Raw genomic sequence first — 16071 nt, forward strand, 5'->3', positions numbered from 1 at the left:
GATGGAACGCTTTATGTCGGCCTGGAAAACATCCAGTCTGGAGGTGAATTTCTCGACGTCCGCGCTGTCGATGAGGGCGAATTGGCAAGCAGCAAGTTTGCCTTCACAGAAGAGCACTTGCTCTACGGAAGCACTTGCTCTACGGAAAATTGCGCCCCTATCTCGCCAAGATCGCGCGTCCAACCTTCGCAGGCGTTTGCAGCACCGACATACTTCCGATCAAACCCGGACCTCTGCTTGATCGAGACTACCTTTCGCACTTTCTTCGCCAACCGGGAATGGTGGACTTTGCGAATTCCCGCGCTACTGGCGCCAACCTGCCAAGGCTGAGCCCCCGCGTTCTGGCGAGTTTTGAGATCCTGCTCCCACCCCTCCCCGAACAACGCCGCATCGCCGCCATCCTTGACCAGGCCGACACCCTGCGAACCCAGCGCCGCGCCGCCCTCGCTCAACTCGACAGCCTCACCCGGTCCCTCTTCCTCGACATGTTCGGCGACCCAGTGACGAATCCGAAGGGCTGGCCGCGCTTCAAGCTGGGCGACTTGGTCGCAACCGGTCCGCAAAACGGTTTGTACAAACCGTCAACCGACTACGGATCAGGCACACCCATTTTGAGAATCGACGCTTTCTACGACGGAGTGGTCACCAAGCTGAACTCGCTCAAACGTGTGCGGGTGTCCCCCGAAGAGGCAACGCTGTTTGGCCTCGCTTGCGACGACATCGTGATCAACCGGGTAAACAGCATCGAATACCTCGGCAAGAGCGCGATCATTCCCCCCCTGCCCGAGCCCACGGTTTTCGAGTCCAACATGATGCGGTTCTCTGTTCAGCGTGACCGCGTGGACCCAGGCTTTGTGGTGCAGTTCCTGCAAACGCCCTATGTCAAGGCGCAAATCCTTTCTGGCTCAAAAAACGCAGTCAATCAGTCGAGCATCAACCAGCAGGACGTAAAGGGATTTCTGATCAACGTCCCCCCTCTCCCTCTCCAACAAACCTTCGCCACCCGCGTCCAGGCCATCGAAGCCCTGAAGGTCCAGCACCGCGCCGCCCTGGCCGAGCTGAACGCCCTGTTCGCCTCCCTGCAGCAGCGCGCTTTTGCTGGCACGCTTTGACGCTCAGACACTGCCGGGCAGCCACTCGCCCGTCGGACCAGACCGCAGCACCTAATCCCGTGGGATTACGGGACGACGTGTTGGGAAAGCGGGTTGCCAGCACGCTGCTGCGTCGGGTGCGCTTTCACTGCACGCCCAAGCACGCAAGTTGGCTGAACATGGCCGAGAGCGAAATCGGCATCCTCACGTGCCAATGCCTGAACCGCCGCTCGCCAAGCCAGCAACTTCTGCGAAGCGAAGTCGATGCTTTGCAAGCAGACCGAAACGCGCTGCGTCGAACCATCGAGTGGAAGTTCACTCGACAGGATGCAGATCACAAGCTCGGACGTCACTGCGCTACGAAACTTGCGTGTTGATGTGCCAGGCCCAGATCCGCATTTGTCGGAGACTGCGTGCTGATGGTTCCCCCCGCGTAAGCGGGGATGGGCCTTACGGGGTCAAGGTGACCCCTTATTAGGAGCAGGCTCCCCCGTCAGCCATGGTGGCCACCGGCAGTCAACATGGATTCGTCGGACGCTTACGGACAAATGGCAGCGATGCCATTTGTCCGGTCCACAAGGGGACAAGAAAGAACACGGGGAAGATCTTCAAAATTCTGACCCCATGAAAGCAAATTTGCGAAGTTTGCTTATCAGACATGCAGTTTCGCCCTCACGGGATCAATTTTTGATGCACCCACCCCGCCCCAAGGTGAGACCGCTTCGCCGTTGCGACATTTGGAAATTCTGCCCTCATGAGATCAATTTTTTCTCGATTGCTTGACAGCTGAGCTAAACTGACCCTCCAAGGTCAAAAAATGAACATCACCCCCGACACCCTGTCCGAGTTCGCCAAGCGGTTGATGACGGAGCGCAAGCGCCAGGGTTTGTCTCGCGCGCAGGCGGCCGCAGTCTGCAATGTGAGCACGTCGTTCATCCGCGACGCGGAGTCCGACCCGGGGCGCTGTTCGCTGGCGCGCCTGCAGCAACTGACCCGGGGGCTGGGGCTGACGCTGTCGGTCACGGGCTGGCAAGGCGCCGGCCCGGCAGGGAACTCCGATGACGCTGTGCCCGGGCAGCAACCCTTGAGCGGCGCATGATCCGCCTGCGCGTCTGGGCCAATGTTCGCCCGATGGGTTGGTTTGGCCATGCGGCAGGCGACTACTTCTTCGAGTACGACCCCCAATGGATTGAGCAGCCAGGCAGCTATGTGCTCGCGCCGCAGTTTCCGGTGCGGGCCGGGCGCTTTGCAGGTCTGGCCGTGCGCACGTTCTTCGAAAACCTGCTGCCAGAAGGCAATGCACTGGACGACATTGTCAGCGCCATTCATCTGCGGGGTGCCTCGTCGTTCGAGGTGCTGGGCAAGCTGGGGGCCGAGTTGCCGGGTGTGCTGTCCCTGTTGTCTGAGGATGCGCGTCCGGACAACCAGCAGGAATACCAACCCCTTTCGTTTGCGACCCTGAGTCAGCGCTTGGCCGACCGGGGGCGCACGCCTTTGCTGGTGTCGAACGACCAGGCGACGATGTCGCTGGCGGGCGCTCAGGACAAGATGGGCCTGCGTTTTGACAAGAAGAGCAAGCGACTGAGCGACAGCGTGGGGCACTCGCCCACCACGCACATCCTGAAACCCGACTCGCGCCAACCGCGCTACCAACCCAGCGCCATCAACGAATACGCCTGCATGAAGCTGGCCCGGGCCTTGAAGCTGCCGGTGCCCGATGTGTGGCTGTTGCGTGTGCCCGAGCCGGTCTATGTGGTGGAGCGCTACGACCGACAGATGACTGCCGGCAACATCGTGGGGCTGCATCAGATCGACGGCTGTCAGTTGCTGGGCCACGGGCCGGGCTGGAAATACGAACGCACGGGCGGACTGGTGAGCATTCCCAAGCTGGTGGCGGCGTTGCGGGCCTTGCGCCTGCGCGGCAATGACCTCCTGCAGTTACAGCGCTGGGTGATGTTCAACTACCTGATCGGCAATGCCGACGCACACGCCAAGAACCTGTCGGTGCTGATCGACGAGAAGGGTTTTCGACTGGCGCCGTTCTACGACCTGTTGTGCGTGCGCGCCTATGGCGATTCCGGGCTGGCGCTGTTCATTGGCGACGAAGACCACTTTGACGCGGTGGGAGCGCACTCGTGGGAGGCGCTGTGCGCTGACTGCGACTTTGGTTTTGCACCGGTACTGCAGGAATTTCGCCGGATGGCGCAGGACTTGTTGCCCGCCTGGCACAAGGTGAGCGAACGCATCGGCAAGGAGCCCGTGGTGACCGCTGCCGAGCAAGCACTGTTGGCACGCATGGGAACCGTCTTTGAACAACACTGCGGTCATGCAATGTCGATGACGGCGCGCTGAGACTGGCTCTGGGAGGAGCACACATGAAGGCATCGAACTTCGCCTTTCTGCAAGCCAGCTGGCCCGAGCTGCTGGCCGAGGCGCAGCGCGCCGAAGCGGCCTGTCATGCAGACCCGCGCACAGCCTGCTTCTACGCGCGGCGCACGCTGGAGCTGGCGGTGGCCTGGCTGTACCGGGCCGAGGGTGGCGCGGGTGGCGCGCTGCGTTTGCCCTACAAAGCGGATTTGTCGGCGTTTCTGTTTGAGCCGAGCTTCAAGCTGCTGGTGGGCCCGGCGCTGCACGCGAAGATGGACGTGATCCGCCGCCAGGGCAACAGCGCGGCGCACAGCACGCGGACCATGAGCAGCGCGGACGCGCTGGCGGTGCTGCGCGAGCTGTTTCAGGTGGCGTTCTGGCTGGCGCGACACTATGGGCGCCACGCAGCGGCGCGGCCAGACCCAGCGCTGCAGTTCCGCGCGGAGCTGCTGCCTACTGCGCAGCCATTGCAGCCCGAGAGCGCCAAGACACCGGCCGAGCTGCAGCGGCTGGCCACCGAGCTGGCCGAGCGCGACGCGGCCCTGGCGGCTGCGCAGCAGCGGAACGCGGCGATGGACGCGGAGCTGGCGCAGTTGCGCGCCGAGATCGCTGCGAGCAAGGCGGCCAACGAAGCACAGCCCGACACGCACGACTACACCGAAGAGCAGACGCGGGACCTCTACATTGACCTGCTGCTGAAGGAAGCTGGCTGGGCACTGGACCAGCCCCGCGACCGCGAGTTTGAAGTGCGGGGCATGCCGAACCGGTCGGTCGCCGGGCCGCCCCAAGACCGACTGCACCCCCTCGGGGGGTCTGGCGAAGCCGGGGTTGGGGGTCAGCGCCAAGCGCTGGGCTATGTGGACTATGTGCTGTGGGGCGACGACGGCTTGCCGCTGGCGGTGGTGGAGGCCAAGCGCACGCGGCGCGACGCGCGCGCGGGTCAGCAGCAGGCCAAGCTGTACGCCGACTGCCTGGAAAAGCAGTTTGGTCAGCGCCCGCTGATCTACTGCACCAACGGCTACGAGCATGTGTTCTGGGATGACAGCCAGTACCCGCCACGCGCGGTGCAAGGCTTTCACAAGAAGGACGAGCTGCAACTGCTGGTGCAGCGGCGACGCACGCGCAAGCCGCTGGCGGCGATGACCATCAACCCGGCGATGGTGGAGCGGCACTACCAGCTGCGCGCGATCCGCCGCGTGGGCGAAACCTTCGATGTGGACCGGCAGCGCCGGGCACTGGTGGTGATGGCCACGGGCGCGGGCAAGACGCGCACGGTGATCGCGCTGGCCGATCTGCTGATGCGCGCGAACTGGGCCAAGCGGGTGCTGTTTCTGGCCGACCGCGTGGCGCTGGTGAACCAGGCGGTGAACGCGTTCAAGACACACCTGCCCGAAGCGGTGCCGGTGAATCTGGTGACCGACAAAACCGCCGAGGGCCGGGTGTATGTGAGCACCTACCCGACCATGATGGGCCTGATCAACGAGGCTCGGGACGGCCAGGCCGGCGGCCAGCGGCGCTTTGGCGTGGGCCACTTCGACCTGATCGTGGTGGACGAAGCGCACCGCTCGATCTACCAGAAGTACCGCGCGATCTTCGGCTACTTCGACGCGCTGCTGGTGGGCCTGACGGCCACGCCCAAGGACGAGATCGACCGCAACACCTACGGCCTGTTTGGACTGGAAGACGGCGTGCCGACCGACGCCTATGGGCTGGACGACGCGATCGCCGAGGGCTACCTGGTGCCGCCGAAAACGGTGTCGGTGCCGCTGCGGTTTCAGCGCGAGGGCATTCGCTACGCCGAGCTGAGCGAGGCCGAGCGCGAGCAGTGGGACGAGCTGGAATGGGACGAAGACGGCACCGTGCCCGACGAGGTGAACGCCGAGGCGGTGAACAAGTGGCTGTTCAACCTGGACACGGTGGACAAGGTGCTGGAAACGCTGATGACCCGGGGCCACAAGGTGGCCGGCGGCGACCGACTGGGCAAGACCATCGTCTTTGCCAAGAACAACGCGCACGCCGAGTTCATTGCCGAGCGCTTCAACGCCAACTACCCGCACTACGCGGGGCAGTTTGCGCGCGTGATCACCTTCAAGACCGAATACGCACAGAGCCTGATCGACGACTTTTCGGTGAAAGACAAGGCGCCGCACATCGCGATTTCGGTGGACATGCTGGACACCGGCATCGACGTGCCCGAGGTGGTGAATCTGGTGCTGTTCAAGATCGTGCGCTCCAAAGCGAAGTTCTGGCAGATGCTGGGGCGCGGCACGCGCTTGTGCAAAGACCTGTACGGCCCGGGGCAGGACAAAGCCGACTTTCTGGTGTTCGACTTCTGCCAGAACCTGGAATTTTTCAGCCAGGACCTGGAAGGCAGCGACGGCGCGCTGGCGCAGCCGCTGGGGCAGCGGCTGTTCAACACCCGGCTGGCGCTGATTGCCGCGATGGACGATCGCCTGGCTGCCACCGGCGAACCGTCGGCCACCGCACAGGTTGGCGATGCAGACGCGGTGGGCGAAATTCGCCTGACCGAAGCGGGCATGCGGCGCGACACCGCGAGCCTGTTGCAAGCCATCGTGGCGGGCATGAGTTTGGACAACTTTGTGGTGCGGCCGAAGCGCCAATGGGTGGAGACCTGGGCTGCGGCCAGCGCCTGGGCACACCCGAGCAGCGAACAGCTGGTGGACGCGGGCGTGCACCTCTCGGGCCTGCCCAGCGCTGTGCGCGACGAAGACGAAGATGCCAAGCGCTTTGACCTGCTGATGCTGCGGCTGCAGCTGGGTGTGCTGAACGCGGAGCCGGGCTTTGAGCGGCTGGCGCAGAAGGTGCGCGACATCGCCGAACGCCTGCTGGAGTTGGGCAACATTCCCGAGGTGCGCAAGCACGGGGTGTTGATCGAGGCGGTGGCCGGTGAGGCGTGGTGGATGGACGTGACCCCGCCCATGTTGGAACAGGCGCGGCGTCACCTGCGCGCGCTGGTGAAGTTGATCGACAAGACGGCGCGCAAGGTGATCTACACCGACTTTGAAGACCATCTGGGCGAGTTGACCGAAGTGCTGCTTCCACTGGGTGGCGGCGCTGGCGACTTCGAGCGTTTTCGCACCAAGGTGCGAGTTTTTTTGCGCGCGCACGAAGACCACATCGCCCTGCACAAGCTGCGCCGCAACCTGCCGCTCACGCCGGCCGATCTGGCCGAGCTGGACCGCATGCTGGCCGCCAGCGGCACCGGCTCCGCGCAGGACTTTCAGCGAGCCGCTGCCGAATCGCAAGGACTGGGCCTGTTCGTGCGTTCGCTGGTAGGGCTGGACCGACAGGCCGCCACCGAAGCACTGAGCAGCTTCTTGCAGGACAAGGCGCTGGGCAGCAACCAGATGGAGTTCCTGAACCTGATCGTGAACCACCTGACCGAGCGCGGCGTGATGGACCCCGCCCTGCTCTACGAGCCACCGTTCACCGGCTACGCGCCGCAAGGCCCGGAAGCGCTGTTCACCCGTGCGAAAGTGAACCAGCTGTTCCAGACGCTGGACCACATCAAGGCCACGGCCACAGTGGCCCAGAGGGCTTGACCCTCTGACGCGCCGACACAACCCTACAATGACGCCTTGCAACAATTGCAAGACGTTCTCAGGGCGGGGTGAAACTCCCCACCGGCGGTATCTGTGACTGGATCACAGGAGCCCGCGAGCGCCTGAAGGCCCACTCCTTCGGGGTCAGCAGACATGGTGAGATGCCATGGCCGACGGTCACAGTCCGGATGAAAGAGCAACGTGTTTTCGCCTCGACCCCCGTGTGCACACCCGGGGTCGGGCGTGCCGTCGCACGCGCTGAGAGCAGCTTTCCCATGCCGGAACCCTGCCCTTTTCATCTCCACCGCGACCACCCGAACCCCACCTGCCCCTGGCCACCGTGCGACGCGGCGCGCCGCCGTCGTCATTCACACCGAGGAAACACCATGTCCGAATTCACATTTGCATCTGTCCCTGAGCTGGTCGCCGACATGGCGGCGGGCCGCATGGTCGTCCTGGTGGACGACGAAAGCCGCGAGAACGAAGGCGACGTGATCATTGCCGCCGACAAGATCACGCCCGAGGCCATCAACTTCATGGCCCGCTATTGCCGCGGCCTGATCTGCCTGACGCTGACCGCCGAACGCTGCGACTTTCTGCGGCTGCCCCCCATGGTGACGCGCAACGGCACCAAACACGCCACCGCCTTCACCGTGTCGATCGAAGCCGCCGAAGGGGTGGACACCGGCATCTCGGCCGCCGACCGGGCGCGCACCGTGCAGGTGGCGGTCGCGGCCGACTCCACGGCGGCCTCGCTGGTGCAGCCGGGCCACGTGTTCCCGCTGCGCGCGGCCGTCGGTGGCGTGCTGATGCGCGCCGGCCACACCGAGGCGGGCTGCGATCTGGCCCAGATGGCCGGCCTGCAACCGGCGGCGGTGATCTGCGAAATCATGAAGGACGACGGCACCATGGCCCGCCTGCCCGACCTGATCGAGTTCGCGAAACAGCACGGCATCAAGCTCGGCTCGATCGCCGACATGATCCGCTACCGCAGCCAGACCGAGCGCCTGGTCACGCTGGCCGGCCAGCGCCCGGTGAACACGCCGTATGGCCGCTTCGAGCTGCTGACCTACCGCGACAAGGTGGGCGGCACCCACCTGGCGCTGACCCACGGCGAATGGACCGCCAGCGATCTCGTCACCGTGCGCGTGCACGAGCCGGTGTCGATGATCGACTGGCTGGAAACCGACCAGAGCCCGCACTCGTGGCCACTGCCGCAGGCGCTGGCCGCGATCCACCAGCAGGGCAAGGGTGTGGCCCTGCTGCTCAACGCCGCGGAAGACGCGGACGACCTGGCCCGGGCCGCCAGCCAGCCCCGCGCCACGCGCCCGAAGAAAGAGGTGGCCAACGACGCCGACCTGCGCACCTACGGCGTGGGCGCGCAGATCCTGCGCGAGCTCGGGGTGGCGCGCATGCAGGTGCTGGGCAACCCGCGCCGCTTCCCGAGCATGGGCGGCTACGGCCTCACCGTCGAGGGCTTCGTGCCGCCGACGTCGGCGGCGTGACCCCCGCCCGGCGGCGCTGATCGACGGCCCCGGCGGGGGCCACGGCGCACCGGCCGGGGCCGGCGGTGGACACGGATCTTTACCGGAACTTCACCGCAGCGCCACGGTCGGTGGGGTGGGTTTGCGCACAATGGCTCCACGGCATACCCAGTATGCTGAATGAACACCATGAACCAGCTCCCCCCCTCCCCCCTGCGACGGTCCGCCACCTTCCTGGCCTCGGCCAGCGTGGTCCTGCTCACCGCCTGCGCCAGCCTGTCCCCCGCCAGCAGCGCCCTGCCGGCCACGCCCGTGCCCGCCGCCTGGTCCACCGGCCCGACGGCCACGGCGGGCTCCTCGGCCACCGTGCTCGCCCAGTGGTGGCAACGCTTCAACGACCCCGCCCTCAGCGCGCTGGTCACCCAGGCCCTGCAGGCCAACACCAGCGTGAAGAGCGCGCAGGCCGCCCTGCTCCAGGCCCGCGCGCAGCGCGACGTGCAGTCGGCCAACGCTGGCCCCTCGCTCAGCGCCTCCGGCTCGGCACAGCGCAGCCAGACCGGCAGCGCCGCCGGCAGCAACCGCTTCCAGGCCGGCTTTGACGCCAGCTGGGAGCCCGACGTGTTCGGGGGCAACCGCGCTGCGGTGAACGCCAGCGAAGCCGATGCGCTCGCCGCCGAAACCAGCCTGGCCGACGTGCAGGTGTCGCTGGCCGCCGAGGTGGCGGCCAGCTACATCGAACTGCGCGGCCTGCAGGCCCGCCTGGCCATCGCCAACAGCAACCTCTCCCTCCAGTCCGAGACGCTGCAGATCACCCGCTGGCGCAACCAGGCGGGCCTGGTGTCGTCGCTGGACGTGGAGCAGGCCGTCGTGTCCTCCGAGCAGACCCGGGCACAGGTGCCCGCGTTGCAGACCAGCGTGGCGCAGTCGCTCAACGCGCTGGCGGTGCTGACCGGCCAGGCCCCTGGCGCCTTGCAGGCCACGCTGGGTACGCCCGCCGCCGTGCCGCAGACGCCGCCTGGCCTGGCGCTCGCCTTCCCCGCCGAGACGCTGCGCCAGCGCCCCGACGTGCGCACCGCCGAGCACCGCATCAGCGCCGCGCTGGCCCGTGTGGACGCGGCCGAGGCGGCGCGCTACCCGAGCTTCCGCCTCGGTGGTTCGCTGGGCCTATCCGCGCTCACTTTGGGCACGCTCACCAACGGCGCTTCGGTGGTCCGCTCGCTGCTGGCCAGCGTGTCGGCGCCGTTGTTCGACGGTGGTGCGGCCCGGGCCCAGGTGCGCTCGCAAGAGGCCGCGCTGGAGCAGGCGCGCCTGAGCTACCAGGGCACCGTGCTCACCGCCTTGAAAGACGTGGAAGACGCCCTGGTCGCGCTGCAGGGCGACACCGAGCGCCTGGCCCGCCTGCAGGCCGCCGCCAGCGCCGCGGCCAACGCCGAGTTGCTGGCCCGCCAGCGCTACGAGAGCGGCCTGATCGACTTCCGCACCGTGCTCGACACGCAGCGCACCCTGCTCTCGGCGCAGGACAGCGTGGCCAGCACGCAGGCCACGCTGAGCGCCGACCACGTGCGCCTGTACAAGGCCCTCGGCGGCGGCTGGACACCCGACGCCAGCGCCGGCCGCTGAGACGCCCCGAACCCCGTATTCAGAGAAAAACACCATGAGCAAGCCCAAAGACGCCACCCCCGCCGACCTGCAAAACCTGCTGGGCAGCGACCACCCGCCGCGCTGGTGGCAACGCCCCACCCTGTGGATCGGCGTGGCCACTGTCGTGCTGCTCGCTGGCGGCTGGACCTGGTGGCAGGCGCAGCAGCAGACCAAGGCCGCACCGGTGTATGTGACCGAAGCCCTCAAGAAGGGCGACGTCACCCTCACCGTGTCGGCCAACGGCACGCTGCAACCCACGCGCTCGGTCAACATCGGCAGCGAGCTCTCGGGCACGGTCAAACGCGTGCATGTGGACGTGAACGACCGCATCAAGGCCGGCCAGGTGCTGGTGGAGCTGGACACGGCCAAGCTGATGGACCAGGTGACGCAATCGCGCGCCGGTCTGGCCTCGGCGCAGGCGCAACTGGCGCAGGCCGGTGCCACCGCGCGCGAGGCCCGCGCGACGCTGACGCGCTTCGAAGAGGTGTCGCGGCTCTCCGGTGGCAAGGTGCCCTCGGCCACCGAGCTGGACACGGCCAAGGCCGCGCTGGAGCGCGCCGTGGCCAGCGAGGCCGCCGCGCGTGCCTCTGTCACCGAAGCGCGCGCCGGCCTCGCCACCACCGAAACCAACCTGTCCAAGGCCTCGATCCGCTCGCCCATCAACGGCGTGGTGCTCAGCCGCACGGTCGACCCGGGCAACGCCGTGGCCGCCTCGCTGCAGGCCGTGACGCTGTTCTCCGTGGCCGAAGACCTGACCCAGCTCAAGCTCGACGTGGCGGTGGACGAGGCCGACGTGGGCGCCGTCAAGGTGGACCAGAAAGCCACCTTCACCGTGAGCGCCTTCCCCGCGCGCCGCTACCCGGCCGTCATCAACCGCGTCGCCTTCGGCTCCACCAAGACCGACAACGTCGTCACCTACACCACCACGCTCAACGTCGACAACGGCGACCTCAGCCTGCGCCCCGGCATGACGGCGGCCGCCACCATCGTGGCCCAGGAAGCGAAAGGCGTGCTGCTGGTGCCGAACACCGCGCTGCGTTTCTCGCCCGCCAGCGGCAACGGCGCCGCAGCGGCGAACACCAGCATCCTCTCGAAGCTGATGCCTCGCCCGCCTCGCACCGCCACCAAGACCGCCGGCACCGACCGACGTGGCGGCGGACCGCGCCAGATCTGGGTGCTGCAGGACGGCCAGCCGGTGGCGAAACCCGTCAAGACCGGCATCAGCGACGGCCGCAACACCGAGGTCAGCGGCGAAGGCCTGGCCGAAGGCATGGCCGTCATCACCGAGCAACGGTCTTCTGCCACGGGTTCCTGAACATGGACACCCCGCTGATCCGCCTGCGCGGCATCACCAAGACCTACGGTGAAGGCAACACCGCCTTCCAGGCCCTCAAGGGCGTGGACCTGGACATCCAGCAGGGCGATTTCGTGGCCATCATGGGCCCCAGCGGCTCGGGCAAGTCCACCGCGATGAACACGCTGGGCTGCCTGGACGTGCCCACCACGGGCGACTACCTGTTCCGTGGCGTGCACGTGGAAGCGCTCTCGCGCGACGAACGTGCGCGCCTGCGGCGGCGCTTCTTCGGCTTCGTGTTCCAGGGCTTCCATTTGCTCGCGCGAACCTCGGCGCAGGAGAACGTAGAGCTGCCGCTGGTCTACCGCGGCGAGCCCGCGGCCTCGCGCCACAGCCTGGCCCAGCGCGCGCTGGAAAAGGTCGGTCTCAAGGGCTGGGAACACCACACGCCCGGCGAACTCTCGGGCGGGCAGCAGCAGCGCGTGGCCATCGCGCGCGCCATCGTCACAGAGCCGCAGGTGCTGTTGGCCGACGAGCCCACGGGCAACCTCGACACGCACCGCAGCCAGGAAATCATGGAACTGCTCTGGCGCCTGAACGCCGAACAGGGCATCACCGTGCTCATGGTCACGCACGAACCCGACATGGCCGCCTACGCCAAGCGCATCGTGCGTTTCGTGGACGGGGTGGTGGCGAGCGACGAGCGCAACCCGCACCCGGTGGCGCTGCAGGCCGGACCTGCCCACGCCACCGCCAGCGACTTCAGCGGGGAGGTGGGTCATGTGGCTTAACACCCTGCTGCTCGCGCTCCGCTCGATCCGCCGCAACCTGCTGCGCTCCTTCCTCACCATCCTGGGCATCGTGATCGGCGTGAGCGCGGTGATCACCATGGTCACCGTCGGCAACGGCGCCACGCTGGCGGTGCAGAACCAGATCTCGGGCCTGGGCACCAACCTGCTGCAGATCCGCCCCGGCCAGCGCATGGGCCCCGGCGGCAGCGGTGCCAGCGCCCCGGCGTTCAAGGAAAGCGACGGCGACGTGATCGCGGCCCAGGTGGCCGGCGTCGCCGCGGTGGCGCCCGAAGCGCGCAGCGGCGTCACGCTGGTGGCCAACGGCCGCAACTGGACCAGCAGCGTCATCGGCAGCACCAACGCCTGGCTCACCACCGGCAACTGGAAGCTGGCCGACGGCCGCGAGTTCTCCGACGACGAGCTGCGCGCCGGCGGCGCGGTCTGCCTGATCGGCAGCACCGTGCAGCGCGAGCTGTTCGGCAGCACCAGCGCCACCGGCGGACAGCTGCGCGTGAAGGCCATGAGCTGCGAGGTCATCGGCACGCTGCAGTCCAAGGGCCAGGGCGCCTTCGGCAACGACCAGGACGACATGGTGCTGATGCCCATCAAGACGCTGCAGCGGCGCATCACCGGGCACACGCGGGTGAACACGCTGCTGGTCTCGATGAGCGAGGGCAGCAACGCCACCAGCGTCACCGCCAGCCTCACGCAGCTGCTGCGCGAGCGGCGCAAGCTGTCCGAGACCGACGAAGACAACTTCAACGTGCTCGACACCAAGCAGCTCGCCGAAACGCTCTCGGGCACCACCAAGATCCTCACCATGCTGCTGGGCGCGGTGGCGGCCGTGAGCCTGCTGGTGGGCGGCATCGGCATCATGAACATCATGCTGGTGAGCGTGACCGAGCGCACCCGCGAGATCGGCCTGCGCCTGGCGATTGGCGCGCTGGAGCGCGAGGTGCTGCTGCAGTTCCTGATCGAGGCCGTGGTGCTGGCCGCGCTCGGCGGCCTGATCGGCATCGTGCTCGCCACCGGCGCCTCGATCGGCCTGTCGGCGCTGATGAACGTGCCCTACCAGTTCAACCTGAGCGTGAACCTGCTGAGCTTCCTGTTTTCCGCGGCCATCGGCGTGCTGTTCGGTTTCTTCCCGGCGCGGCGCGCGGCGCGGCTGAACCCGATTGACGCGCTGAGGCACGAATAGGCCCACCCCCGCGCCGCCTGCGGCGTCACCCCCTCAAGGGGGCGGCACTGGCGGCCCGGCAAAGCCGGTTCCGCGGTGCCCTGGGCCCGACTCCCCCTCCGGCGTGAAGTACCTTGTTCGAGGATGCGGTGGAACCGGCTTTGCCGGGCCACTCGCATCGCCCCCTTGAGGGGGTGACGCCGCAGGCGGCGCGGGGGTGTCTAGATCAGGGGCCCGAAGATCCAGGCCATCAGGACCAGCCACCACACAGCCCCGGCCCAGCCGACCCAGCGCGGCGGCAACCACACCAGCAAGGGCAAGGCCGCCAGCAACACCACAGTCTGACCGACCCACACCGCGTCGGAGCCAAACACGGTCACGACGCCCTGGTAGCGCGTGGAGCTGGTGTGCACCTCGGTGACGATGGCGAGGGTGCCCGCTGCGGCCAGCACCAGCGCGATGGCGGTGAACAGCAGCTTGGCCGAGGTCTTCATGCCGGCCCGCAGGTCTTGACCTCTCAGGCCGTGCGCGGCTTGACTTTGGAGGCCGCCAGCTTGGCCTGCGTGCGCGCGACCTCGACGTCCGCATCGTGCACCAGCGCCACGCCCATGCGGCGTTTCACGAAACTCTCGGGCTTGCCAAACAGGCGGATCTCGCTGTTCGGTACGCGCATCGCTTCGTCCACGCCGTCGAACACGATGCCTTTCGCTTCCACGCCACCGTAGATCACAGCGCTGGCGCCGGGGCTCTTGAGCGCGGTGCTGACCGGCAGACCGAGGATGGCGCGGGCGTGCAGCTCGAACTCGTTCTGCCACTGCGTGATCATGGTGACCATGCCGGTGTCGTGCGGGCGCGGGCTCACCTCGCTGAACCAGACCTGGTCGCCCTTGACGAACAGCTCCACACCGAACAGGCCGAGACCCGAGGGCTGGCCGTCGTGGCCCATGCCGAGATCGTCCGTCACCGCCTTGGCGATGCGGCGCGACTCGGCCAGCGCGGTCGATGTCATGGGGTGCGGCTGCCAGCTCTCCACGTAGTCGCCACTCACCTGCACGTGGCCGATGGGGTCACAGAAGTGCGTTTGAATCTGGCCGTCGGCACCGCGCGCGCGCACGGTGAGCTGCGTGATTTCGTAGTCGAAGTCGATGAAGCCTTCGACGATGATGCGGCCCGGGCCGACGCGGCCGCCCGACATCGCGTAGTCCCACGCGGTTTTCACATCGGCCGGGCCGTCGATCTTGCTCTGGCCTTTGCCCGAGCTGCTCATCACCGGCTTGACGATGCAGGGGTAGCCAATGCCACCTTCGATCGCGGCCTGCAGCTCTTCGAGCGAGTCGCAGAACTGGTAGGGGCTGGTCGGCAGGCCCAGCGTTTCGGCGGCCAGGCGGCGGATGCCCTCGCGGTCCATGGTCAGGCGGGCGGCGCGCGCGGTCGGGATCACGCGCACCACGCCGGCGGCCTCCAGTTCCTGCAACACGGGCGTGGCGATCGCCTCGATCTCGGGCACCACCAGCTGCGGTCGCTCGGCCTCGATCAGCGCTTTCAGCTGAAGCGCGTCGCGCATGGTGATGGTGCGCGCGTGGTGCGCCACCTGCTGGCCCGGCGCGTTCTCGTAGCGGTCCACCGCGATGGTCTCCACGCCCAGGCGCTGCAGGGCGATCAGCACCTCCTTGCCCAGCTCGCCGGAGCCGAGCAGCATCACGCGGGTGGCCGAAGGAGACAGCGGGGTGCCGATCATGGTCATGGAAAACCTTGAAAAAAGGGGTTCAGGGAATCATCCGGCCCATGGCCTCGCCCATGCGCACATCGCGCTCGGGCGTCCACGTCGGGTTGAAGTCAATCGTGTTTTTGGGCCAGAGCAGCACCACGGTGGAGCCCAGCAGGAAACAGCCCATTTCTTCACCGCGGCCGAGCATGCAGGGCTCGTCGTCGTAGGTCCACTCGCGCACGGCCTTCGTGCGCGGCGGGTTCACCACGCCGTGCCACACGGTGGCCATGCTGCCGACGATGGTGGCGCCCACCAGCACCTGCACGAAGGGACGGGTTTCGCCTTGGTCACCGTGCGGCACGTCGAACACGCAGACCACGCGCTCGTTGCGCGCAAACAGGCCAGGCACGCCACGCGCCGTGGTCGGATTGACTGAAAACAGCTCGCCGGGCACGTAGATCATGCGGCGCAGGCGCGCGGCGGCGGGCATGTGGATGCGGTGGTAGTCCTTGGGGCTGAGGTAGATCGTGGCGAAATTGCCGTCCTGGAACTGCGCCGCCAACCGGGCATCGCCGCCCACCAGGGCGCGCGTGCTGTAGCTGTGGCCCTTGGCCTGGAAGATCTGGTCCTTCTTGATGGCACCGAGCTGGCTGATGGCACCGTCCACCGGGCAGACCCACCCGCTGGGGGCCAGAGGCCGCACCCCGGCCTTGAGCGGCCGGGTGAAGAACTCGTTGAAGGTCGCGTAGCCCTTGGGATCGGGGTTGGCCGCATCGGCCATGTTCACGCCATAGCGGCGGATGAACCAGGGGATCACGTTGTGGACCCACCAGGTGGCGCGCGAGTGGGCACACCAGCCCGCGAACACGTTGATGGCGCGCTTGGGCAGCAGGTATTGCAGGGCAACAGCGGGAGGAACAGACACTTCGAAGCGCGCACAAGGCGGCAAAAAGAC

General features: G+C 67.2%; 12 protein-coding genes and 1 riboswitch. Of the genes, 9 read left to right on the forward strand and 3 right to left on the reverse strand.

Annotated features, from left to right (window positions below):
- The first annotated feature begins 134 nt into the window (after positions 1-134).
- The 9 genes from IM738_RS18735 to IM738_RS18775 all read left to right on the forward strand — a co-directional run bounded on the left by IM738_RS18735 (position 135) and on the right by IM738_RS18775 (position 13429).
- A complete protein-coding gene (locus IM738_RS18735) occupies positions 135-1112 on the forward strand; it encodes a restriction endonuclease subunit S (protein ID WP_236962558.1) in 978 nt (325 codons plus the stop codon).
- 796 nt (positions 1113-1908) lie between these two features.
- On the forward strand, positions 1909-2190 hold the full coding sequence (locus IM738_RS18740; protein WP_236962559.1) for a helix-turn-helix domain-containing protein: 282 nt from the start codon (positions 1909-1911) through the stop codon (positions 2188-2190).
- A complete protein-coding gene (locus IM738_RS18745) occupies positions 2187-3443 on the forward strand; it encodes a HipA domain-containing protein (protein WP_236962560.1) in 1257 nt (418 codons plus the stop codon). The genes IM738_RS18740 and IM738_RS18745 overlap by 4 nt, the downstream gene beginning before the upstream one ends.
- Positions 3444-3466: 23 nt before the next feature.
- Positions 3467-7021, forward strand: a complete 3555-nt coding sequence (locus IM738_RS18750) for a DEAD/DEAH box helicase family protein (protein ID WP_236962561.1) — start codon at positions 3467-3469, stop codon at positions 7019-7021.
- Positions 7022-7071: 50 nt separating this feature from the next.
- A riboswitch (FMN riboswitch) is annotated at positions 7072-7226 on the forward strand.
- A gap of 181 nt (positions 7227-7407) precedes the next feature.
- The gene (gene ribBA / locus IM738_RS18755; protein WP_236962562.1) at positions 7408-8526 is read left to right on the forward strand and encodes a bifunctional 3,4-dihydroxy-2-butanone-4-phosphate synthase/GTP cyclohydrolase II; all 1119 of its coding nucleotides are present in this window, start codon (positions 7408-7410) and stop codon (positions 8524-8526) included.
- A 168-nt stretch (positions 8527-8694) separates the two neighbouring features.
- Positions 8695-10125, forward strand: a complete 1431-nt coding sequence (locus IM738_RS18760; RefSeq protein ID WP_236962563.1) for an efflux transporter outer membrane subunit — start codon at positions 8695-8697, stop codon at positions 10123-10125.
- A gap of 34 nt (positions 10126-10159) precedes the next feature.
- Positions 10160-11461, forward strand: coding sequence for an efflux RND transporter periplasmic adaptor subunit (locus IM738_RS18765; protein WP_236962564.1), 1302 nt, complete (start codon positions 10160-10162; stop codon positions 11459-11461).
- A 2-nt stretch (positions 11462-11463) separates the two neighbouring features.
- Positions 11464-12231 carry an ABC transporter ATP-binding protein gene (locus IM738_RS18770; RefSeq protein ID WP_236962565.1) on the forward strand — a complete coding sequence of 256 codons (768 nt, stop codon included), beginning with the start codon at positions 11464-11466 and terminating at the stop codon, positions 12229-12231.
- Positions 12221-13429 (forward strand): ABC transporter permease, encoded by a 1209-nt coding sequence (locus IM738_RS18775; protein WP_236962566.1) that lies wholly within the window; start codon positions 12221-12223, stop codon positions 13427-13429. The genes IM738_RS18770 and IM738_RS18775 overlap by 11 nt, the downstream gene beginning before the upstream one ends.
- Before the next feature lie 200 nt (positions 13430-13629).
- On the opposite strand, the gene IM738_RS18780 is transcribed toward IM738_RS18775, so the two are convergent.
- From IM738_RS18780 to asd, 3 genes are read right to left on the reverse strand one after another with little or no spacing between them, the layout of a single operon-like run.
- The gene (locus IM738_RS18780; protein ID WP_236962567.1) at positions 13630-13902 is read right to left on the reverse strand and encodes a hypothetical protein; all 273 of its coding nucleotides are present in this window, start codon (positions 13900-13902) and stop codon (positions 13630-13632) included.
- Positions 13903-13925: 23 nt separating this feature from the next.
- The gene (gene purT, locus IM738_RS18785) at positions 13926-15152 is read right to left on the reverse strand and encodes a formate-dependent phosphoribosylglycinamide formyltransferase (protein ID WP_236962568.1); all 1227 of its coding nucleotides are present in this window, start codon (positions 15150-15152) and stop codon (positions 13926-13928) included.
- Between the two features lie 22 nt (positions 15153-15174).
- Positions 15175-16041, reverse strand: coding sequence for an archaetidylserine decarboxylase (asd, locus tag IM738_RS18790; protein ID WP_236962569.1), 867 nt, complete (start codon positions 16039-16041; stop codon positions 15175-15177).
- Positions 16042-16071 lie beyond the last annotated feature (30 nt).

This window comes from Hydrogenophaga sp. SL48 (assembly GCF_021729865.1).
GTDB lineage: Bacteria > Pseudomonadota > Gammaproteobacteria > Burkholderiales > Burkholderiaceae_C > Hydrogenophaga.